A 21,036-nucleotide genomic window follows, 5' to 3' on the forward strand; every position below is an offset into this window, starting at 1 on the left:
GCCGCATTTGTTGGATTTGGAATAATCGGTGCAGAAATAATGACATTGTCTCCTTTTTTGATATTGAATGGAGTTCTTCCATTTGCAATTCTTGGAAGCAATGCATCAGGTTCACCTTGGTGCCCTGTAGTTACAAGCAGATAGTTTGCCCTGTCTTCATCAGCTTTCATCAATGCCTTATTGACTGCCTTTGGAGAGCCAAAGATGCTTGCATTTTTCGGCAACTTTAAAATACCTAAGTTCTGTGCAATTCCGCAGAACCTTTCCATTGATCTTCCAAGGAAAAATATTTCTCTGTGACTTTTTTTAGCTATATCCGCAATAGCCTGGACACGTTCAACGTGGGATGAAAATGTGGTAACAATCATACCGGTTTTCTCCTGCAACGGCCCTCTCATCACATCTTCAAGAATATTTCGTGCAATTCTTTCGGAATGTGTTTTGACTTCACTATAATTTATGGCATTAGTTGTTTCAACAATTAATGCAAGCACTCCTTTTCTTCCCAATTCCCTTAACCTTTTGTAATCAGGAGGCGGAGATACCTTTTGATGATTATCAAATTTAAAGTCTAATGCATAAACAATAACTCCCTCAGGAGTATGTAAAACTGGAAATACAGCTTGAGGAATACTGTGTGTTGATTGGACAAATTCTAAAGTGATATCTTTAGAGAGATCCATTTTGCTTCCTGGATTTAATGGTCTAATCGGATTGGTTACTTTGAATTTGCGTTCCCCTTTGATTTGTTTTTCAATCAATGCAGCAGTATATGGAGTTCCAATTAATGGAGCATCATATCTGTGAGCCAATTTAGCCACTGCACCGATATGGTCCAGGTGACCGTGGGAAAAGACAATTCCCTTAACCTTACCATCAACATCCTTCATCAATGTGTCATCAGGAATGACTCCTCTTTCAATTAGGTCTAAACTGTGCATTCTGTCAATGTCGGTGTCCTCGTGCATACTGATCCTGTCAAGATGTATTCCCATATCAAATATAATAACATCTTCGCCTATCTTGACGGCAGTCATGTTCTTACCGACTTCCTGATATCCCCCAATGGCGATAACTTCTACGCTCATGTTTCATCTCCTTGAATAAATTTTTGTGTTAATTCCTCTTTCATTTAGCCATTCTCGTGTTTTTCCGCGAATAACTAATTTAGTTTGTTTTAATTCATCAATGTTATTAGCTCCAACTAAAAACATTGCAATTCTTAACGAATCATTGAATCTATTGATAAATTTGTTTAATTGTTCCTGAGAAGCGGAATTCTTTAAAAATGGTAATGCCATGCCTACGGCATCTGCACCAAGAGCAATAGCTTTTGCGGCTTCAAGACCTGAACGAATACCTCCAGATGAAATGACTGGAACATCTACTGCATTAGTAACTTCAACTGTACTGACTGCAGTTGGAATTCCCCAATCCCAAAATATTTCACCAAGATACCTGTCTTCAGCACGATATGTTTCAACAGCAGCCCAACTTGTTCCTCCGGCGCCTTCAACATCAATATAATCAACACCTGCCTCAACAAGTGCTTTGGCGGATTCCGCAGATATTCCGCAACCTGTCTCTTTAGCAACGACAGGAATATTTACGGATTTTGTAATCTGATTGATTGAATCTAGATATCCTATTGCATCCAAATCTCCCTCCGGTTGGATGGATTCCTGTAGAGGATTAAGATGAATTGCCAAAATATCAGCATCCAATATTTCTACAGCTTTTTCTGCAAGATTCAATTGAGGTGCACCAATATTGCCTACAAGTAAACAATTTGGAGCATTTTCGCGTACAACAGTATAAGTATCTTCAAGTTCAGGGTGTTCGCAAGCCGCCCTTTGAGAGCCTACTCCTAAAGCAATTCCATTATTCTCAGCGGCAATTGCCAATTGTTTGTTAATATTTTTTGCAGCCGGATGGCCGCCGGTAATAGCAGTTATAAATAAAGGGGAGTCTAACTTCTTACCAAAAGCAGTGGTTGATAAATCAATTTCCTGCTTGTCCACTTCCGGCAAGACATTATGAACCAGTTCAATGTCTTCAAATCCGGTAGTCTTATCTTTAAACTCAACATCATAATTTTCACAAATTAATAAATGCTCTAATTTTCTATCTGAAATCATAAATTAATTTCCCCTTGAAATTACAGTTCCTTTTACTTCTTCATTTTCCAAAACTTTGAAAACATTATCTTCAACTTCGGCATTTATTATTTTAGATTCGATTCCTAAATCTGCTAAATATAGAAGTTCTTTAATCTTTCCAACCATTCCTCCGGTCACATCAACATTTGTTGTTCCTTCAAAAGTATCCAAATCATCCAGCGATGAGAATTTATCGAAAAATATCGCATCATCATGAGTCTTTGGATTTTTATTGTAAACTCCATCGACATCAGTTCCCAAAACAACCATATCCGGACTAAGATTCTTTGCCAGATATTGAATAAGCTGATCTCCTGAAATGACGCAGATTTCCAGTTCCTCATCCAGAACAACATCCCCATAAATAACCGGGATGAAACCTTTGTTTAAATATTTTTTAAAGCTGTCGAGATTACCTTCAACGATTCTCTTATTGGAAGCTGTCATGAAACTGGATGCTGGAATGGCAATCACAGGCAAACCTTTTTCAATGAAAGCTTCACAGACATGCATATTTAATTTTTTAACGGCATTCTGAGTCTCGCAAAATCCAATCCTCTTTTGGGGATATTCATTCTCATCAAATGCTTCGCCAATTTTATACTTTTTAGCTGGAGGATGTCCGAAAGAACCTGCTCCATGAACAATGACCAAATCCTTATGGGAATTGTCTAAAGAAGCCTTGATTTCAGATGCTATTCTTTTAAGACTGTCAGCGTCGACTTCACTTTCAGCAGAATCCTTATTGGTCAATATACTTCCGCCAATCTTTAAAATAATCATAAAATCACTTATAAACCCTTGAAGAAACCCCTTTTCGGGTAAATCTGATTTTCAAAACATTATCATCACGGGCAATTGCTTCTGCAACTTCATCCACCTTACCTGGGCAAAGTGCTATAATGCTTCCCCCTCCACCGGCTCCGGTAGTTTTTGAACCGATGGCTCCAGCTTCTCTTGCATTATAAACCATACGGGATAATTCTAAAGTATTGACTCCCAATACATCCAAAAATCCGTGGTTAATATTCATCAACTCTCCAACCTTATTAAAGTCCCTCTTCAAAATGGCCTGCTTTGCATAATTTGTTAGATTTCCCATTGCAGTAATCACAGGGTTGATTATCTTAGGATTTCTAGTCTTAAGATTCCTAACATCCTTAACCATCTTGCCCGTATTGCCGTGTTTTGTAGTGTATCCCACAACAAATGGAACATTGAAATTGACGTTGAAATGCTCAACCTTCTTTTTACGGGATAAATATACCAGTCCGCCATATGTGGAAACTAAAGTATCCAAAGGACTGGCAACACCTTGAACTGCCTGTTCAACCATATGGGCATCATGGGCAAGGGATTTTTTATTGAAACGAACATTATGATATCTGTATAATGCGGCGAGAGTAGCTACAGTGACTGCAGCAGATGATCCGAGACCTGACCCGATAGGCACCTTTGAGGATAATGTAATCTCAATAGGAGAATGGTCGTGAGCCACATAAAGAGCTTCTAAAATATATCTAATGATACCTGGCTTTCCTTTTGTTAAAATATACTTCTTATGGCGTGTCAATAATTCAGCTTCGAATCCTATATCTGGAGCTTTAAAAGTAGAAATATCATTATCAGACTCCTTAATTGTAATATAAGCCCTTTTATTAACTGCTCCTGCAATAGCAGGTTCGCCATAAACTACAGAATGCTCTCCAAATAGAATAGTTTTTGCTGGAGCAGAAGCTTTAGCTATCATAAACACACCTTACTTAAAAATACCTGAAGCATAACCAACAACAGAGCTGAAATCCCCGGTAACGTCACCACTAGTCCTATAAGCCAGAATTTCACAATTATTCTTTTGCGACATTTTCGAAAGGGTGATTGCTGTCATTACCGGACCGTAACCGCACATTGTAATATTATACTGAATCACTTCCTCAAAAAGTTTGAATTCATTCATTTCTTCAATATCCTCCAAAACAAAACCATCAACCTTGTTGGCTTTCTCTTGATTGTTGAAATGAGATAAATCAGTACTTGCAATGACGCAATAAGATTTACCTAATTTTTTCCCAGCCTCAAAAATTGCCTTAGCCAAATCGCTGGAAGCCGTGAAAGTTTGGGATCCCATAGTAATGGGAACTATTTTGAAATCATTGGAGAAATATTGCAGGAAAGGCAGCTGAACTTCAATACTGTGTTCACGAATATGGGCGGAAAAATCAGCAGTTGCAATATCGGAAACGGAAATTATCTCATCGGCAAATTCCCCATCAACCTCGATACTGCCTAAAGGAGTAATCCACTCACCATCATTGAAAACAGAAACTTCACTGCCCAGACCTGTATGGTTAGGACTCAAAATAATGAAAACTTCAGGAAAACCATTTTGAACTATATTGCAATAACCGTGAGCGGCTATTGCACCGGAATATTGATAACCTGCATGAGGAACCATTACATGAATCGGATAGTCATCACCTTCAAAGGTATTGAGTTTTGGAATTTCAGAAACTCCAGACTCATCTAAAAAGCAATCTTCAATTACTTTTACAAGTTTATCGGGATTATCCGGATAAAATGATCCGCTAACAGCAGGTTTTCTTAACATTTAACTCACTTAAAATTTAAGTTCAAATTCAGTTGCATCAATATCCAAGTCACCATCTTCAGGAATAGTTCCTCTTTCTCTTAAGATTTGTCTTGCAAGTAACCAGTAAACTAAAGCGATAGCTTTTCTACCTTTGTTGTTTACAGGTACAGCAATATCAACAAAACTGAGTAAGTTTTCAGTATCACATAATGCAACTACTGGAATACCGTTTTGTTTAGATTCTAATACTGCTTGAGCATCAGATCTTGGGTCAGTTACAACAATAATTTTTGGTTCAATGAATTTAGCATAATTTGGGTTTGTTAAAGTACCAGGGATGAATCTACCAGGAATGGTTTTTGCACCGGTAATTTCACCGAATTTTTTAACAGGAGCTTGACCGTATTGTCTGGTTGCTACTACTAAAATATCTTCTGGGTCATATTTTGCTAAAAGTTTTGCAATTTGTCTGATTCTTTCATCAGTTTTTTGAATATCCAATACATATAAACCGTCAGATCTTACTCTGAATATGTATTTTTCCATGTCACTGGTTTTTTGTTGGGTTCCAATATGTAAACCAGCTGCTAAATAGTTGTCTAAATCTATTAAAAGTTCATCATTTACCATAATTACACCTCATTATTTAATCATCATCTTCAATTTTTACACATTCTTGCGGACATACGTCCATACATACTTCACAATAACTACATTCATCAGGGTCGACAATTTCAATCTTGTCTCCTTTAAGAACTAAAACTTCCATAGGGCAAACATCAGCACATTCAGCGCAGTCTGCACCTTCGCATTTATCATAGTCAATAGTTACTTTAGCCATAAAATTCTCTCCCTAATCTAACTTAAAATGACCCCATTTTAGGATTTGGAAGTTCTTCTTCGATACGAATCAACTCATTTAATTTAGCTATCCTTTCACCACCAATAGCTCCAGTCTTAATCATTGGAGAAGCAAAACCAACAGCAAGATGAGCAATAGTCTCATCAGTGGTTTCACCAGACCTATGAGATACAACCGGTACAATATTGTTTTCTTTCGCTAACTTTACAGTAGCGTAGGTTTCGGATAAGGAACCTATTTGGTTTGGCTTTATGATAATAGCATTTGCTGCATTCATTTCGATGCCTTTAGCCAAGATATCCTTGTTAGTGACAAACAAATCATCACCACATATTAGGCATTTATCACCAACTTTTGCAGTTAACTGAGCGAATCCTTCGAAATCAGACTCGTCAAATGGGTCTTCAACATAAAACATCTTATATGTTTCAATCATGTCTTTAACGAAATCAATTTGATCTCCGGTATCCCTTTCAATACCGTCTTGAGCATAAACGTATTTTTGTTTATCAGCGTCCCATAATTCGGAAGCCGCCATATCCAAGGAAGGTCTAATTTCAATACCTAATTCATCACCAATCTCTTCACAGGCTTTAGCCTGAATTTCCAAAGCACTATCATTGGTAATATTAGGTACCCATCCACCTTCATCACCTTTTCCACCGGTGAAAGCAGAATCTTTAGTTTGAATTAACTCCTTTAGCCTTTTGTGAACGGAAGCATTAGCAAAGATAGCATCACTAACATTAGTAGCTCCAACAGGAACAACTAAAAACTCCTGAATGTCAGGCGCATTAACACCTGCATGAGCTCCTCCATTCATCATGTTTCCCAATGGGAAAGGTAATTCATTGACTAAATTTCCGCCTATGTACTTGTATAATGGCATATTATAAGAGGAAGCAGCTGCTTTGACTACAGCCATAGAAATCGCTACAGTAGTATTTCCACCAATAGCAGACAAATTGTCAGTTCCATCGATTTCTTTCAATACTTCATCAATAGTAGTGATGTCTTCAGCATCCATACCGATTAATTCAGAAGCAATGAAATCTTCCATTTCACTTACAACCCTATCTACGCCACCTTCAGGGAATGACACCACTTCTCTTGATCCAGTACTTGCCCCGCTTGGTGCGGCAGCCCTACCGGAACCATTCCAAGTAAGCACATCCACTTCAATGGTAGGATTTCCTCTGCTGTCCAAAATCTTACGAACTTGGACGTCTTCTATTATACTATCCAAAAAAAACACCTCAGTGCCCTTTAATTTATTACCATATAATCTATACTCTTTAAAAAATCAGTAAGTTTCTTTATAGAGTTATGTTGGTATTTTTTATTTTTTTTAAATAAATTAATAGAATAAATAGGAAAACTATTTATTCATCTCTAATTACATCTAATGGTAAAACTCCAGCTTTGAGTTCTTCATAAGCTATGTCAATTGGATCTAAAGAGTCTTTAATATCCACTAATGGTTTAGCCCCCATAGATATTTGAATTGCCCTAGCTCCTAGAATTCTAGCTCTTTCAAACCTTGTCAATTTTTTTTCAACATTCATGAATATTACTTCCATTTTAGGCATATTTTACCAAGATTATATTTTTAACTAAAAATATCCCTATGAATTGAAACATCTATTCCCAGGTTTCCACATGGGAAATTAACATTCTTCTACAGCAGTACCTGTTTAAACCTAAGTCATCCAAAACATCTTTTGACTTTTCGCCTGCAGCAACTCTTTTGTTGTATTCGTCGAAATAAGCTGAAACAGGTTTTCCGCAACTTAAGCATCTTATAGGAATCATTTATATCATCTTTTTAATTTAAATAAAATATAAAATTACAGAAGTATTTATCTGTAACTTTTTTGTTTACGTGCTCTTGCTCCAGGACCACCATATTTTTTAGGTTCTGAACGTCTTGGGTCACCAACCAACATGGTTCTGTCATATTGAATGAATTTTTCTTTTAAATCCATATCTTGAGACCATTGGACGAGTCCTTTAGCAATTACCATACGTGCAGCTTCAGCTTGACCCATTACTCCTCCACCAACAACTTTGATGTTGATATCAACTTCATTAGCCAAATCACCAGCTAAGGTTAATGGTTCTTGTAATTTTAAGTTAGCAAGCTCAGGAGAATAAAGTTCTAAAGGAATTTTGTTAATTCTAACTTTACCGGTTCCTTCTTGAACAGTACCTCTTGCGATAGCTGTTTTACGTTTTCCGCTTGTATGAATAACTTTAACCATAATCACACATCCTTTTCATCTAAAAGGTAGCTCCTAAAAGTTTGGAGATTTCACCTAACTCGATACCTTTTTTAATATTCTTGTATTCTGCTTCAGGAACTGAAGTGAGTTCTGCATCTGCATATTCAGCAGGTACGCCAACAAAAGCTTTTAATCCTTTGTATGCAGTTTTACCTTTAGCTTTTTTGAAAGGTAACATTCCTCTTACAGTTCTTCTAAATATATCATCTGGTCTTCTAGGATATTTAGGACCTAAGTCACGAGGGTTAGAAATACTTGCCCTGTCAACTCTTTGTTTGTATTTAGCGTAAGCCCAATCCTTGTTTCCAGTTAACATAATCTTTTCAGCATTAAGAATTACTACTTCTTCGCCTTCTAAAAGATTTTTACTAGTTATACTAGCTAATCTTCCTAAAACGCATCCTTCTCCATCAATAATCATAATAACACCCTATTTATTCAATGATCCTAATGTTTGATCCTTTAGGATTTGATTCGATTATCTCATCAATTGAGATGCATTCTCCACCAGCACTTTCGATTTTTTCCTGTGCTTTAGCTGAGAATTTTAATGCTACAACATCTACTTTTTCTGTTAAATCACCGTTTGATAAAACTTTACCAGGTACTAAAATAGTTTCGCCTGCTTCAGCATGTCTTGCGATATCAGACAAATTAACCTCAGCAGTTCTTCTGTTAGACCTTGAAAGTCTACCTGCAACGTCTTTCCAAATAGCTGCATCTTCACTTTTTGATTTTTTATTAAGTTTATTAATAAGTTCAATAAGGTTAGGATTAGTTTTGATAATTTTCTTAACCATTATTTACTTCCTCCTTCTTCACTAAATCTGATAAATTTATCTGCTTTTTCACCTAATTTGTCACAAGCTTTTAATAAAACTTCTTTAGGAGGCATTGATCCATCAGTTTCGATTCTAAATATGAAATCATTTTCACGATACCCTACATTAATATAACCATTAGAAGAAGCCCTTACACAGCTTTTACACATAGTACAATCTTCAATGTCTAAAATCTTAATATGTTTTGACCTTCTGTCAGACTTTAAAACACCTCTTGGACATGCCAAAGCACAGTCATAATCAACTTCCTTATCTTCATTGAAAGTGATTTGAGGATATTGCTTGTATGCGCATACAGTGGTTGGCATCCATTTAGCATGTTCTTTACCGTATCCTACTTTTGCAACAGCTTCAATGTCAATAACTTCATCTTCTTTGAGTTTTACTAAAGGAATAGTATCGTATACTGGTTTAATTGTTTCGTCTGAAGATATTAAATCCTTAGAATAAACTACCTTAGGTCCTGTTTCATTTAACTTGAAGACAACACCTTTTTTAAGGTTGTCAGCCCATGTTTCATTTTCTTCATCATATGCCCAACCTTCGTCTTCAGGTAAAGGTAAACCTTCAATTGCTTCAAGATTAGAAACTAAAGGAGTTAAACCAAGCCTATGAGCAAGCACCTCATTAAACATTGCAGAGTCGTTTCTTACAATGTTTACATCTTCAATAGCTATTTTAGGCACATTAACCATTGCACATCTTCTAATAGCATTAATGAATGGTACTTCTGCATCACGAACAATGAATACAATTTCATCATCGCTTTGACTTTTAATTTCTATCTCCATATTAAACCCTTCCACTTAGACTCTTCTTCCTCTTTTACCACCAGGTCTTCCAGTACCATCGTGAGGAATAGGAGTGATATCTTCTATTTTACCTATTTTAATTCCAGCTCTTGCTAAAGCACGAATAGTAGCCTGTGCACCAGGTCCTGGACTTCTAGGTCCGTTTCCACCAGGAGCTCTTACTTTAATATGTAATCCTACAAATCCTTTTTCTTTAGCATCATCAGCTATTCTAGTTGCTGCGGCCATAGCTGCGAAAGGTGAAGCTTGTTGTCTGTCAGCACGAACAACTTTTCCACCAGACCATTGAGAAATAGTCTCAGCACCAGTAATATCTGTTACAGTAATAATAGTGTTATTGAATGATGAGTAAATATTAGCTATACCCCATTTTTCATCTTTTGCCATAGTTACACCCTTTATTCTTCTGTATTAGCTTTATTATCCTTATTTTTGTTGTACTCTTCGATTTGTTTTGCTACAGGTGAAGAACGATAGAAACCAATCTCATCTTCTTGACCTCTTAATACTACATAACTTGGTGAATTGATTTTTTTACCGTTTAATGTTATGTGGCCGTGTACAACAAACATTCTTGCTTCTTTAGGAGTACGAGCTAAACCTTTTTTATATACAATAGTTTGTAATCTTCTTCTTAAGATATCTTCAACGTTTAAATCTAGGATATCTTCAAGTGCAGCATCTTCAGGCAAAACACCGGTTCTAGCTAAGTGTCCTAATAATTCTAATTTCTCGTTTACCATTTGATCAGTACCGAAACCAAGTAAGTACCTTGCTTCCCTACTGTATCTTCTGACTAAAGTATCGGCTTTCCAAATTTCTTTTTTATTTTTTAAACCGTATTTAGTCATTAATTTATTTTCATTTTTGATTCTTTCCGCATTCCAAGGATGTGGTGGTGTATTATACTTTTTCCTTGATTTTCTAGGTTGTCCCATTAAAACATCTCCTAATAAAATTGAATTGTTAAAATTTTAATTTGTAAAAAAAAGTTCTTGCCTATCCTCTTGAACGTTTTACACCAACGGTAGAACTTTTTCTGAAAGTGGATTTGGTTCTTTGACCTCTAACAGGTAAACCAACCTCGTGTCTTCTACCTTTGTAACTTCTGGTCTTTTTCATTCTGTTTAAATCATCCCTTAAAGTCATGTCAAGGTCAGATTCAATCAAGTGAATGTCATCACCAGTTTCGTAATCTTCTCTTCTGTTTAACATCCAAGATGGAATGTCAAATTTTTGAGGATTTTCTAAAATTTCTTCAATTCTTAAAACATCTTCATCACTAATGTAACCGATTTTAGCATCTAAATCTAAGTCCAAAGTACGGCACAAAGTTTTAGATAAAGATATTCCAACACCTTTGATTTCGGTTAAAGCGTGTTCAATGGTTTTATTACCATTTACATCCTTTCTTGAAATACGCACTAAGTGCTTGAAATCGTCTTCCATTAAATAACCTCCATTTATAGAGCGAACCTACGAGACGTAAAATATAGATTCGAATGTTTTGAGCTTCTCAAAACACAGTTCTTTCAACAATATAAAACTTAGTTTAATCAAACTAAGAGTGCAAAAATATCAGTTTAACAAGTATTTTTTAATAAAACAAAAAATCTAAGTTAAAAACTAATAAACGCCGAGACTGGGATTTGAACCCAGGAGGGCGGAATGCCCACGAGATTTCCAGTCTCGCGCCTTACCAGGCTAGACTATCTCGGCATAAAATAGTTAGCAAATACTTGCACAACATATTATCTAGAATAATATGATAAGATAATATATTAATCTTAACCTATATAAAGGTATTGTTTAAAATCTAATTTTTTAAAAAAAATAGAAATAAAAATAAATAATTAAAAATCCAACCCCCTATGGCAAAGTATATTTAAAAATAAATTATACTATTAATTAGGTGATAAAATGAGTATCATATTAATAATAGTTATTGTGGTAATAATTATTTTCCTTGTAGGAACAGTTATACACATGTACAACAACCTCGTTGGACTTAGAAACCGCGTGAAAAACAGTTATGCGCAAATTGACGTTCAACTTAAAAGAAGAAACGACCTGATTCCAAACCTATTGGAAACCGTTAAAGGATATGCCTCCCACGAAAAAGGCGTTCTCGAAGAGGTCACCCAAGCAAGAGCCAGCGTAATGAATGCTTCAAATGTTCAGGAAGCAAGCGCTGCAGACAACCAGTTAACAGGCGCTTTGAAATCATTGTTCGCAGTTGCTGAAAATTACCCTGATTTAAAAGCAAACAGCAATTTCCAACAATTGCAAACAGAATTAAGTGACACTGAAGATAAGATATCCTATGCAAGGCAATTCTATAATGATGTTGTCTTAAAATATAACAATGCTTGTCAACAATTCCCAAGCAACATTATCGCAGGAATTTTCGGTTTCAATGAAGAAACATTCTTTGAAGCACCTGCAGAAGAAAGGGCGGTTCCAAAAGTTGAATTTTAAGTTTATAGGTGAAATTGTATGAATGTTAAAAGAACATTTTGTATAATTTTACTATTTTTATTATTATTTTCAGCTGTAGCCGCAGTTTCGGCAGACGATGATCGAAGCTACAGCATAACTCAGGCATTCATAGATTTAACAGTTGAAAATAATGGTTTACTTCATGTGGAAGAACAGTACGATTATACATTTGAAGGCCAATACAATGGAGTATATAGGGATATACCCCTAAAATCTGGCGAAAGCATAGAAAACATAAAAGTTGCAGCCGAGGGAGCATACCCAGTTTTAAAAGAAAGTGATGAAAACGGCAAAAAACACTTAAAGATATACCTATATGCTGATGAAGCACATACCCAAAAAATCAGAGATTGTGATGTTTCTATCTTTATTAGCTATGATATGAAAAATGTAGTAACCCTTTTTAACGATGTTGGGGGACTTCAGTACAAACTTTGGGGGGACGAATGGGATGTACCTGTTGGAAGCCTTTCAGTATATGTAACCCTTCCGGGAGATAAAAACAATACTTATTTCTTAAATCCTGAAGAGTACACTCAATCCGACAAATTGGATAAAAATACAATTATGGCTACAACAAATAGCATACCGAAAGGAGAAATCTATGAATTGCTTGTTTTGATGCCATTGGATGACTTCAATAATGCGACATACGCAAAGCATGTCAATGAGAATGGTAGGGATAAGATACTTCAAAACTTACACAACAGTATCAATGAAAGAAACTTCTGGAATACAACATACCTTGTTCTAGGATTATTATCCATTTTAAGCCCTGTTGGTGCTCTATTTACCTATTTAAGATATGGAAGGGAACCTAAAGTGGATTATGATGGAATCTATGAAAGGGAACTGCCTACAGATGACCCTCCAGAAGTGATTAATGCATTGATTGAAAACAAAACCAATATTGGAAAGCCGAACATGAAAGGATTCCAATCATCAATTATGAACTTAATTGATAGGAAAGCTCTTAAATTAAATGTAAATGAAAATACAGAAACGGATATTAAAGATCTGCTTTTAGACTTCAGCAATGTTGAAAACGCCAAATTGAGTTTAAGCGAAAAGAAACTTATTAACACATTATACCCATTCGCCGAAAATGAAATTTTGAACCTGTCAACATTGGACGGCAAGTTATCCTCAGAATATAACGCAAAAAGTTTCATGGCAGATTTTGAAAGTTGGACAGACAGTGTAGAGAAAAACTCTGAAAGTAAAAGAGAGGAATACTTTAATGATACCGGTTCCACAATGATTTCATTCATTGGAATTGGAGGGCTTATATTCGGTATACTCATCGCCATTTTAGGATTTTTAACAAATCTTGGAAATGGACTGTACTGCATCATTGCAGGAATATTTCTAGTGATATTTTCTATAGCGATAATGATGCTTCCGGAAGACATTTTCGGAAAATGGACCGAAACAGGCAGGGTCTTCTATCTCAAATGGGAAAACTTGAAGAAATTCTTAAAGGACAACAGTTTAATTAAAGAACACCCTCCAGAATCTATAGTTATTTGGAAAAAGTACTTGATTTATGGTACTGCTCTTGGAGTAGCTGATGAGGTTTATGAAGCCATGAAACTCAATGCACCAAATCTTTCAGATTATGATGATGACGTGTTCAGATACCATTACTATGGCGGATACGGTTTGATGCATGCCGCATATTCAACAGGCCAATCCGCAGCAAATCCTTCATCCGATTCCGGTGGCTTTGGTGGCTTCGGAGGAGGATCCGGAGGTGGTGGTGGAGGAGCTTTCTAGCTTCCCACTAATTTTTTCTTTTTTTATAAATCTTGATTTTTGCAGATTATTCAAATTATAATTCAAAACAAATTATTATTTTTCTTTTTTATTAACAGACTCCAAAGGCAAGCCATCAGTCTAAAAGAACCTCTTCGGTACCATAAACAATAACACAGACATCATCAACAGCAGCAAAATCAATGGATTACCTGTAATATAACCCACACTAAAATTAGAAATATCATCATCCAAATCAGTGAAAGTTTCGTTATTGTCGTGAATTACATCATCATCTTCAGTATCATTATCAGTATCATTGTTTATATCACGGACAACAACAATAGCACCAACAACAGTTACATTTTTAATATTGGATAAACTTGCATCAATAAAGAACTCACCAGTCTGATTAAATGTGTACTGGGCCTCCCAATTCTCCTTTGAACTAACAATCTCTTCACCATTGGAAATAGCATAGGTAATCTTTTGCTTATCACATATCCGATTACCATTATCATCCAAAAGAATAGCATCTAAAAGTAATTGATCATTTAAATCCAGATAATAGGCATTGGTTATTACTTCAAGATATGTTTGAGATAAAACGCTTCCATCAACAATATAAATTAATCCCTCAAAATTATTTGCTTCAAGATTAACTAAACCAGTTGGATAATATCCATCAATATATACTGAAACATTGATATTGCTATTTTCGACATTGCAATTCTTAATATCACCTGTGGAACCACCCCAATCAATTACTCCTGAAGCTGAAGAATTTACTGTAGTATTTGTGAAATTGCAATTTAACAATTGCACATCATCACCACTCAAAAGTAATGCACCACCACCATTTTCAGAAAACGAATCTATGAAATTATTATTGGACAATACAAAGTTATTTGAATCTTTTGAACATATGGATCCCCCAGTATTTTCACTCATGCAGTTAATAAAACTACAATTTGATATTTCTCCATCCCTACTGGTTCTCCAATAAATGGCTCCCCCCCAAATCTGTAGCGGTATTGTTAATGAAATTACAATTAATTACTTTTCCATCATTACTAAAATCCCAACGAATTGAACCTCCCCATTTCCGGTGATATTAATAAAGTTACAATTGATTACTGTGCCGTTTTTATTAGTATTTAACCAATAAATTGCCCCAGCACTACCTCTGGCAGAACAATTGATGAAATCACAATTAGATACTATCCCATTTGGACCTCCCCAACTAATAGCCCCTGCACCTGATGAAACACTATTATTGATGAAAGTACAGTTAGATATTCTTCCATTAGGATTTAAGGCATCTATTACTCCACTATCGGTAGCCTTATTATTAGTAAATCTACAATTGGTTAAATTTGAATTTGGACCATTCCAATTCAATACTCCGCCACTACCTGTTAAAGCCCTATTAGAATCAAAATTACTGTTAGTAATTAATCCTCTTGGAGAGTTTGTAGAGTAGAATACTCCTCCATTAATTTCAGCAGTGTTATTTGTAAAATTACAATCAGATATCAGATAATCTGCACTGTTTGACCAGTAAATTGCCCCACCATTGTTGATTTCAGCAATATTATTTGTAAAAATACTATCAGTCAATTATACATTTGGACTATTTCTCACATAAAGTGCGCCAGCAACTGTATGGCCGGAATTGTTTGAAAAAACACACCCCTTAATCGAAGTGTTTTGAGCATTATTAAGATAAACCGCACCTGCAGCATTTAATCCTAAATTACTTATGAATATGGAATTATTTATAAATCCATTTTCCCCACTCCATCTTACAGCACCAGCATAGACTTCAGCACTATTGTTGGAAAAAATGCAACTGTTCATAACTCCATTTTTACCATACCAAGCAACGGCACCACCATAAGCATCAGTATGCTCATCTTTAAAAACATCATTATCAAAGAATGAACAGCCATCCATTATTCCGTTATTACCTGACCAGTGAATTGCACCCCCAAATCCAGTAGAATTCCCATTATAGAAAACTATATCCTTTAAAACTACATTATCAGAAGTGATATTGAATATTCTTGAGGTATGTTCGGCATTGATAATATTTCCATTACCTACAATAATAATCGGCTTATCAATGACTATTTCACAATCACCATCTTGAGAGATATTCTTGGTTAAAATTAGTGTATCCCCATCAGCAGAATTAGAAATCTTTGATGAAAGCTCGGAAAATGTTGTCCCGGCAAATTCACTTTCTGCAGCAATTTTATCCTCATTATTGTCATTAACCATCAATGCGCCATCAACACTCCCAATATCACTAGCGCTAACTGAACCCAAAAATAACATAAAAATCATTAATGAAATAACGGAAAATATTATTTTTTTATTCAAGATGATTGCCCCTAAAAATTCATTCAATAATATGATTATTTTAATCTATATTAATAAAAAATTTTTCTAAAAAAAAGATTCGAACAAATATTAAGCATTATTACATCATTGGAGCAAAAATTTATTTCCAGAATCTCGGATAAGTATCCGGTTTCATGAATACTTTTGAAGTATTTACAGCAAAACCGTTGTCTGCATCCAATATTTCATTTGAAGTCAATAAAGAATTACCTGAAGCTACCAATTCTCCTTTTAAAGTTTCAATAGCTACAATATCATTTTTTTGAATATTATCTGCCAAACTGGCAATTCCGCCGCAAGCCAAATCAGCGCCATGACATATTGCATCTACTGCAGAATCCTTAATGACAATCTTTGGCAAGTAATCTGCAGCCCTTTCCATTGGCATAATTGCCTGGCGTAAAAATGACTCATCCCCGTCTTCAGTCCAGAAATGGTATGCATCAGTAACATCCTGAAGGGTTACCAGGTTATTCTTTTCTCTGAATGAACCTACCTGTGTCCTTCTGAGTTCCGCCATATGGGCTCCAACACCCAAAGCCTCCCCAATATTGTGGCAATAAGTTCTGACATATGTTCCCGCTTCACAGCCTATTCTAAAAAGCACATCCCTTCCTTCAATTTCATAGATTGTGGAATAATAAATATTACGTGTTCTAAGCTCACGTTTAACGGCAGATTTTACTGGGGGCAACTGAAATATCTTTCCGGTGAATTCTGCAAAAACTTCACGAATCCTATCTTCCGGAACATCCTGATGGAAAGTCAGTAAACACACATACTCCTTGGGAGCGGTTAAAAGAAGCTGTATTGCACGTGTAGCATCATTCAACCCTACAGGCAAAATTCCTGTTACCTTCGGATCTAAAGTTCCACCATGCCCTGATTTTTCCAAATGTAAAATGCGTTTGATCCAAGAGTCGATTTCATGAGAAGTCGGACCTGAAGGTTTGTCTAAATTAATGACTCCTTTAGAAATGTAATCATTGATTTCTCTTTCTTCAGGTTTACAACCAAACTCAGGGTTTGTAAAACTTTGAGATTTAGTTACCATGTCAAACTTCATGAAAAAAACCTTAGAAAATTAATAAAAAAAGTATAAATAAAAAGAATAATGAATAATATGGTTAATTATTCACTTATAAATCAGCTAAAGCTGCTTTGATAGATTCAACATCGCCAGAAACATCGATAGAATCTTCAGTTGGTTCTAAGTGGGAGATATTGCATCTTCTGTTTTTTACAGCTTCTCCTACAACTTCAACAAAGTTTTCATCAATAATTTCTACGATTGCACATTTTTCGCCTGCTTCTCTACCAGCAGTTTTAACACATACTCTACCTACTTCGATTGATGCCATTTATATCACCTTTAATGTTTGAATAATGATTTCTGATATGCTTTCCGGATCAAAGCTATCAGTATTTACAATTAAATCATAAATTTCCATATTTGAAATATCAATATTATGGATTTCTTTATATCTTAAAGCTTCGCTTTTTTCACGAGTAATAATCTCGCTTTTTGCTACATCGACAGATTTGTCTTCTCTTTGAGCTATTCTTTTGGAACGCACTTCAAAAGGAGTCATTAACCAAAGTTTCAAATCAGCTTCAACGAAATATGCTGATAACCTGCCCTCGATAATTAAGTTTTCTGAAGATTTAGCAATTTCAGCTTGTCTTTTATCAATTTCCTTATCAATTTCATCATTACCTTCAGCAAATTCACTGAATTCAAGAACCGACATTCCTTTCTCAGCAGCCATCTGTCTAAAAATGAATCCTGCAGAGATAAACTGAACATCCAGTTTTTCACTAAGCACTTCGGCCAAAGTGGTTGTTCCAGTTCCAGCTAATCCGCCGATTGTAATTATCATTATTTTCTAGCCTCGTTTTTGAAAAGTTTACGTGCACATTTTGAGCATAAGTACCCACCATAAGGACGGTTAGGTCTTTTAGCTGTTTTGGATAACTTTCCAATTTCATATGGACGTCCACGAGGAACTCCATGTAACACTGCACCACATTCAGCACAAACGTGCTTAGATGGTTTCTTCTTTTTATATCTTAAAACATTTTCTCCGCCAGGAGTGTTTTTATGAACTCTTTTATATGATCTTGATCTAAACCTATTTGCAGGCATTTAATCACCTAATTAATTTTAATAATAAAATATTTAATAATAGTGTAATAGCGTATTCAAAATAGAATATTACACTATATCTTTTTCATCATTAATAAATGTATGTTTAAAAGGTTGATATTAGAACCCTTGTTTGAATCCTAAGAATTTTCTTATAATCTGACTCATACCGAAAGTACAAATCATATACCATAACAGCCAACCGATACCATATGGAATTGTTGCTTCACCACCATACAAGAAACTACCCAGAACATGCCAGAGTGGAGTTAAAGTGACCCAGTATACAGTTTTTGGCAAAATAATAACCAAATTATGAATCGCAGATGTTCTCATCCAGAAGAATATCAAAATAATCGGAACGAATGTAACAATCATCGGTTTGAACTGGTTTGTCATCATTTTACTTTGTTCTTGCATAAGTTCAGGCTGCTTGGCTTGAAGTTCAGCAACTTTCTTTCCGTCCCCTCTTTTTTGAGCATCTCTGAGTTCATTTTGGAACTCTTTCATTTTAGCTTGTACTTCATTCATTTCATCTTGGTCTACTAGATATTTATTTGCAATAGTTGTAATCAATGAAACAATAAATGCAATAATTAAAACAGTCAAAGCTGGATTAGCTGGATTAGGGTCCATAGCAAGAATAGGATTGAATATTGCATTCAAAACTCCATAGACCATTCCCATTATATCAACCATAATTATCCCCTATAAATTTAATACATCTACTAATTTTGAAACTGAAGAATTTAAATGATTGTCATGATTTGCAACAATTTTAACAGTAGCTCCAGTTAAAGTAGCATAAGCCATAGATGTAGCTCTGTTCATTTGTTGATGTAAATCAATATCTTTAGCTTTTTGTACATCCCTAGAACGGGTTTCATCATTTAATCTTCTATAAATGATTTCATCAGGATTAGCTTCAATTAATATGAAAAGATCAGGTTGTAATTGTTCTAAAACCCAAATTGGTAAACCTGGTAAAAATCCAGATGGTGTATTAATAGTACAATGAGTATCTACAATAACATTATCATTTTCAGATCTTCTTTTGATTTCTTTAGCAGCTTCAGCTTGAATCTCCTTTTGAGTTTCAGCCGGTAATTTTCTTAAAGAGTCTCTATCTTCAACAATTTTTTTCTCAATTGCTATTTCTGTCATTATATCCCCATAATTTAAGTGGACATAATCTACTTCTTCAAGTGCTTTATTAAGCAATGTTGTACTTCCAGAACCTGGAATACCTGTTAATACTACTAATTTCATTTAATCCCACCTTTTTTTTTAAAAAAGATAAAAAATAGGAGATTTAATCTCCCAAGAATTTTCTAAGAAGTGGATTTGAAGACATAAGTTGCTCTTCCGCCATCTCTTCATAAAGTTTATGAAGAATACCTACAGTAAGCAAAACACCGGTACCTCCACCTAAAGCACCAGTTAAATCCGCAAGGAAAGCGATAAGTCCTACATATATACCGCTAATAATGGTAAGTGCAGGAATATATTTTTTCAATATTTTATATAACTGACGTTTACTGCTTCTGAATCCTGGAATCTGAATACCAGAACTGTAAAGTTGTTCAGAAATCTTTTTAGCATTTAATCCACTGATCTCTACCCATAAATATGAGAAGAACATACAGCATGCAATGAAAAAGATTGCATATACCAGAACATGAATCGGCTCTGTAATAAACATTGTCAAATTCGGAGTGGACAATAACCATGCAATACCATCAACAGCCTTTCCTTTTTCAATATGGCCCAAAATAGGTATGCCGACTTTTTGGAAAAGGTTTGCAAACAATGTTACGTTTACAAGCAATGCACTTGTCAAAATAACAGGCATGTTACTTGAGTAAACAAATTTCAATGGATATTTACCGACAGCTCCCCTAACTCTTCCGTGCCCTCTTACACTACCATGAGAAATTGGAATTTCCACTCTCATAGCTTCACCGTATAAAACAACTAAGAATACTATGATAGTTGCAATCAAAGGAATCAAGTTATAGAAATTAGGTTTTCCAGCGATAGCCGCTTGAATAAATCCTGGAATGATACCTGGAAGTATTCCTTGAGCATTTGGGAAGAAGTTAAATGAACCTACTATAATTGCTTCACAAACACCTGCAGCGATGAACAAACCTATACCACTACCGAATCCCCATTTGGATACAACTTCATCAAGGTAAATGATAACCAATGCACCAATAACAAGTTGGAGAATTAATATCAAAGTGTATGAACCATCAATCGGCACCAGGTTACCAGTCAATACCAGAACAGAAGCTTCAAAAATGGTAAATACAATAGATAACACTTTTTGAGTAGCTTGGAAATGAGATTTATCTTTATGAGATGACAAATCCAACTCCAAAAGATTTGAACCTACTAACAATTGCAATACAATTGAAGCAGTAACAATTGGACCAATACCTAAAGTAAGTATGGAACCAAAGCTTCCTGCCATTACAGCTCTTAATTGAGCGAAATTATCGATAGCTCCAGGAGCTAAACCATATAATGGAATTTGTGTTAATATAAAATACAATACTAAAACAAGAGCTGTCCATTTAAGTTTTTCATTGAAATCTTCTCTATGAACAGGGGATTTGACTTCAGGAATAATCTTAAAAATCGGCTCTAAAACTTCTAGTGCAGACATTTTCTTCCTCTA

29 protein-coding genes and 1 tRNA gene are annotated in these 21,036 nt (G+C 35.3%); 2 read left to right on the top strand and 28 right to left on the bottom strand.

The genetic code is table 11. From position 1 onward, the window contains the following. From ACJMLZ_RS00295 to ACJMLZ_RS00380, 18 genes are all read right to left on the bottom strand, one after another. Nucleotides 1-1,088 (bottom strand): RNase J family beta-CASP ribonuclease (locus ACJMLZ_RS00295; protein WP_405303329.1); only part of this gene is annotated, 1,088 nt, incomplete at its 3' end. Nucleotides 1,089-1,091: 3 nt separating this feature from the next. Continuing rightward, nucleotides 1,092-2,138, bottom strand: a complete 1,047-nt coding sequence (fni, locus tag ACJMLZ_RS00300; protein WP_405303330.1) for a type 2 isopentenyl-diphosphate Delta-isomerase — start codon at nucleotides 2,136-2,138, stop codon at nucleotides 1,092-1,094. A 3-nt stretch (nucleotides 2,139-2,141) separates the two neighbouring features. Beyond that, nucleotides 2,142-2,942: an isopentenyl phosphate kinase gene (locus ACJMLZ_RS00305; RefSeq protein ID WP_405303331.1), complete on the bottom strand. Its 801-nt coding sequence runs from the start codon at nucleotides 2,940-2,942 to the stop codon at nucleotides 2,142-2,144. A 4-nt stretch (nucleotides 2,943-2,946) separates the two neighbouring features. Then, nucleotides 2,947-3,909 (bottom strand): mevalonate kinase, encoded by a 963-nt coding sequence (gene mvk / locus ACJMLZ_RS00310; RefSeq protein ID WP_405303332.1) that lies wholly within the window; start codon nucleotides 3,907-3,909, stop codon nucleotides 2,947-2,949. A gap of 9 nt (nucleotides 3,910-3,918) precedes the next feature. Continuing rightward, on the bottom strand, nucleotides 3,919-4,767 hold the full coding sequence (amrB, locus tag ACJMLZ_RS00315; RefSeq protein WP_405303333.1) for an AmmeMemoRadiSam system protein B: 849 nt from the start codon (nucleotides 4,765-4,767) through the stop codon (nucleotides 3,919-3,921). A gap of 9 nt (nucleotides 4,768-4,776) precedes the next feature. Further along, nucleotides 4,777-5,379: a 30S ribosomal protein S2 gene (rpsB, locus tag ACJMLZ_RS00320; protein ID WP_292820639.1), complete on the bottom strand. Its 603-nt coding sequence runs from the start codon at nucleotides 5,377-5,379 to the stop codon at nucleotides 4,777-4,779. A 16-nt stretch (nucleotides 5,380-5,395) separates the two neighbouring features. Beyond that, the gene (locus tag ACJMLZ_RS00325; RefSeq protein ID WP_292820642.1) at nucleotides 5,396-5,590 is read right to left on the bottom strand and encodes a 4Fe-4S dicluster domain-containing protein; all 195 of its coding nucleotides are present in this window, start codon (nucleotides 5,588-5,590) and stop codon (nucleotides 5,396-5,398) included. Nucleotides 5,591-5,612: 22 nt separating this feature from the next. Beyond that, complete coding sequence (gene eno / locus ACJMLZ_RS00330; RefSeq protein WP_405303334.1) at nucleotides 5,613-6,857, bottom strand: phosphopyruvate hydratase; 1,245 nt, start codon at nucleotides 6,855-6,857, stop codon at nucleotides 5,613-5,615. Between the two features lie 136 nt (nucleotides 6,858-6,993). After that, a complete protein-coding gene (locus tag ACJMLZ_RS00335; RefSeq protein ID WP_292820668.1) occupies nucleotides 6,994-7,191 on the bottom strand; it encodes a DNA-directed RNA polymerase subunit K in 198 nt (65 codons plus the stop codon). Nucleotides 7,192-7,252: 61 nt separating this feature from the next. After that, complete coding sequence (locus ACJMLZ_RS00340; protein ID WP_292609892.1) at nucleotides 7,253-7,423, bottom strand: DNA-directed RNA polymerase subunit N; 171 nt, start codon at nucleotides 7,421-7,423, stop codon at nucleotides 7,253-7,255. Between the two features lie 47 nt (nucleotides 7,424-7,470). After that, a complete protein-coding gene (locus ACJMLZ_RS00345) occupies nucleotides 7,471-7,872 on the bottom strand; it encodes a 30S ribosomal protein S9 (protein WP_405303335.1) in 402 nt (133 codons plus the stop codon). A 19-nt stretch (nucleotides 7,873-7,891) separates the two neighbouring features. After that, nucleotides 7,892-8,314 carry a 50S ribosomal protein L13 gene (locus tag ACJMLZ_RS00350; RefSeq protein WP_405303336.1) on the bottom strand — a complete coding sequence of 141 codons (423 nt, stop codon included), beginning with the start codon at nucleotides 8,312-8,314 and terminating at the stop codon, nucleotides 7,892-7,894. 13 nt (nucleotides 8,315-8,327) lie between these two features. Next, complete coding sequence (locus ACJMLZ_RS00355; RefSeq protein ID WP_298521152.1) at nucleotides 8,328-8,693, bottom strand: 50S ribosomal protein L18e; 366 nt, start codon at nucleotides 8,691-8,693, stop codon at nucleotides 8,328-8,330. After that, nucleotides 8,693-9,526: a DNA-directed RNA polymerase subunit D gene (locus ACJMLZ_RS00360; protein ID WP_405303337.1), complete on the bottom strand. Its 834-nt coding sequence runs from the start codon at nucleotides 9,524-9,526 to the stop codon at nucleotides 8,693-8,695. The genes ACJMLZ_RS00355 and ACJMLZ_RS00360 overlap by 1 nt, the downstream gene beginning before the upstream one ends. A 15-nt stretch (nucleotides 9,527-9,541) precedes the next feature. Further along, a complete protein-coding gene (locus ACJMLZ_RS00365; RefSeq protein WP_069574667.1) occupies nucleotides 9,542-9,934 on the bottom strand; it encodes a 30S ribosomal protein S11 in 393 nt (130 codons plus the stop codon). Between the two features lie 11 nt (nucleotides 9,935-9,945). Next, the gene (locus tag ACJMLZ_RS00370; RefSeq protein ID WP_405303338.1) at nucleotides 9,946-10,485 is read right to left on the bottom strand and encodes a 30S ribosomal protein S4; all 540 of its coding nucleotides are present in this window, start codon (nucleotides 10,483-10,485) and stop codon (nucleotides 9,946-9,948) included. Between the two features lie 61 nt (nucleotides 10,486-10,546). Further along, nucleotides 10,547-10,996, bottom strand: a complete 450-nt coding sequence (locus ACJMLZ_RS00375; RefSeq protein ID WP_405303339.1) for a 30S ribosomal protein S13 — start codon at nucleotides 10,994-10,996, stop codon at nucleotides 10,547-10,549. Nucleotides 10,997-11,181: 185 nt separating this feature from the next. After that, nucleotides 11,182-11,266, bottom strand: a tRNA-Ser gene (locus tag ACJMLZ_RS00380). Between the two features lie 201 nt (nucleotides 11,267-11,467). Here ACJMLZ_RS00380 and ACJMLZ_RS00385 point away from each other — a divergent pair. Further along, nucleotides 11,468-12,025, top strand: a complete 558-nt coding sequence (locus ACJMLZ_RS00385; protein WP_405303340.1) for a LemA family protein — start codon at nucleotides 11,468-11,470, stop codon at nucleotides 12,023-12,025. A gap of 18 nt (nucleotides 12,026-12,043) precedes the next feature. Beyond that, the gene (locus tag ACJMLZ_RS00390) at nucleotides 12,044-13,822 is read left to right on the top strand and encodes a DUF2207 domain-containing protein (RefSeq protein WP_405303341.1); all 1,779 of its coding nucleotides are present in this window, start codon (nucleotides 12,044-12,046) and stop codon (nucleotides 13,820-13,822) included. 120 nt (nucleotides 13,823-13,942) lie between these two features. On the opposite strand, the gene ACJMLZ_RS00395 is transcribed toward ACJMLZ_RS00390, so the two are convergent. The 10 genes from ACJMLZ_RS00395 to secY all read right to left on the bottom strand — a co-directional run bounded on the left by ACJMLZ_RS00395 (nucleotide 13,943) and on the right by secY (nucleotide 21,024). Further along, nucleotides 13,943-14,752 carry a hypothetical protein gene (locus ACJMLZ_RS00395; protein WP_405303342.1) on the bottom strand — a complete coding sequence of 270 codons (810 nt, stop codon included), beginning with the start codon at nucleotides 14,750-14,752 and terminating at the stop codon, nucleotides 13,943-13,945. A 105-nt stretch (nucleotides 14,753-14,857) separates the two neighbouring features. Next, nucleotides 14,858-15,421 (bottom strand): hypothetical protein, encoded by a 564-nt coding sequence (locus tag ACJMLZ_RS00400; RefSeq protein WP_405303344.1) that lies wholly within the window; start codon nucleotides 15,419-15,421, stop codon nucleotides 14,858-14,860. Next, nucleotides 15,422-16,150, bottom strand: a complete 729-nt coding sequence (locus tag ACJMLZ_RS00405) for a hypothetical protein (protein WP_405303345.1) — start codon at nucleotides 16,148-16,150, stop codon at nucleotides 15,422-15,424. A 157-nt stretch (nucleotides 16,151-16,307) separates the two neighbouring features. Further along, the gene (locus tag ACJMLZ_RS00410) at nucleotides 16,308-17,273 is read right to left on the bottom strand and encodes an RNA-guided pseudouridylation complex pseudouridine synthase subunit Cbf5 (RefSeq protein WP_405303346.1); all 966 of its coding nucleotides are present in this window, start codon (nucleotides 17,271-17,273) and stop codon (nucleotides 16,308-16,310) included. A 73-nt stretch (nucleotides 17,274-17,346) separates the two neighbouring features. Next, a complete protein-coding gene (locus tag ACJMLZ_RS00415; RefSeq protein ID WP_405303347.1) occupies nucleotides 17,347-17,568 on the bottom strand; it encodes a 50S ribosomal protein L14e in 222 nt (73 codons plus the stop codon). Next, nucleotides 17,569-18,087, bottom strand: coding sequence for a (d)CMP kinase (gene cmk, locus ACJMLZ_RS00420; RefSeq protein ID WP_405303348.1), 519 nt, complete (start codon nucleotides 18,085-18,087; stop codon nucleotides 17,569-17,571). It lies immediately after the preceding gene. Then, nucleotides 18,087-18,353, bottom strand: a complete 267-nt coding sequence (locus ACJMLZ_RS00425; protein ID WP_405303349.1) for a 50S ribosomal protein L34e — start codon at nucleotides 18,351-18,353, stop codon at nucleotides 18,087-18,089. The genes cmk and ACJMLZ_RS00425 overlap by 1 nt, the downstream gene beginning before the upstream one ends. A 120-nt stretch (nucleotides 18,354-18,473) precedes the next feature. After that, entirely contained in the window at nucleotides 18,474-19,052 is a 579-nt protein-coding gene (locus tag ACJMLZ_RS00430) for a DUF106 domain-containing protein (RefSeq protein WP_405303350.1), read from the bottom strand. Nucleotides 19,053-19,061: 9 nt separating this feature from the next. Further along, nucleotides 19,062-19,622, bottom strand: a complete 561-nt coding sequence (locus tag ACJMLZ_RS00435) for an adenylate kinase (protein ID WP_405303351.1) — start codon at nucleotides 19,620-19,622, stop codon at nucleotides 19,062-19,064. Between the two features lie 43 nt (nucleotides 19,623-19,665). After that, the gene (gene secY / locus ACJMLZ_RS00440) at nucleotides 19,666-21,024 is read right to left on the bottom strand and encodes a preprotein translocase subunit SecY (RefSeq protein ID WP_405303352.1); all 1,359 of its coding nucleotides are present in this window, start codon (nucleotides 21,022-21,024) and stop codon (nucleotides 19,666-19,668) included. Between the last annotated feature and the right edge of the window lie 12 nt (nucleotides 21,025-21,036).

It is taken from the genome of Methanobrevibacter sp. (genome assembly GCF_045126245.1).
In the GTDB taxonomy this organism is placed as follows: domain Archaea; phylum Methanobacteriota; class Methanobacteria; order Methanobacteriales; family Methanobacteriaceae; genus Methanocatella.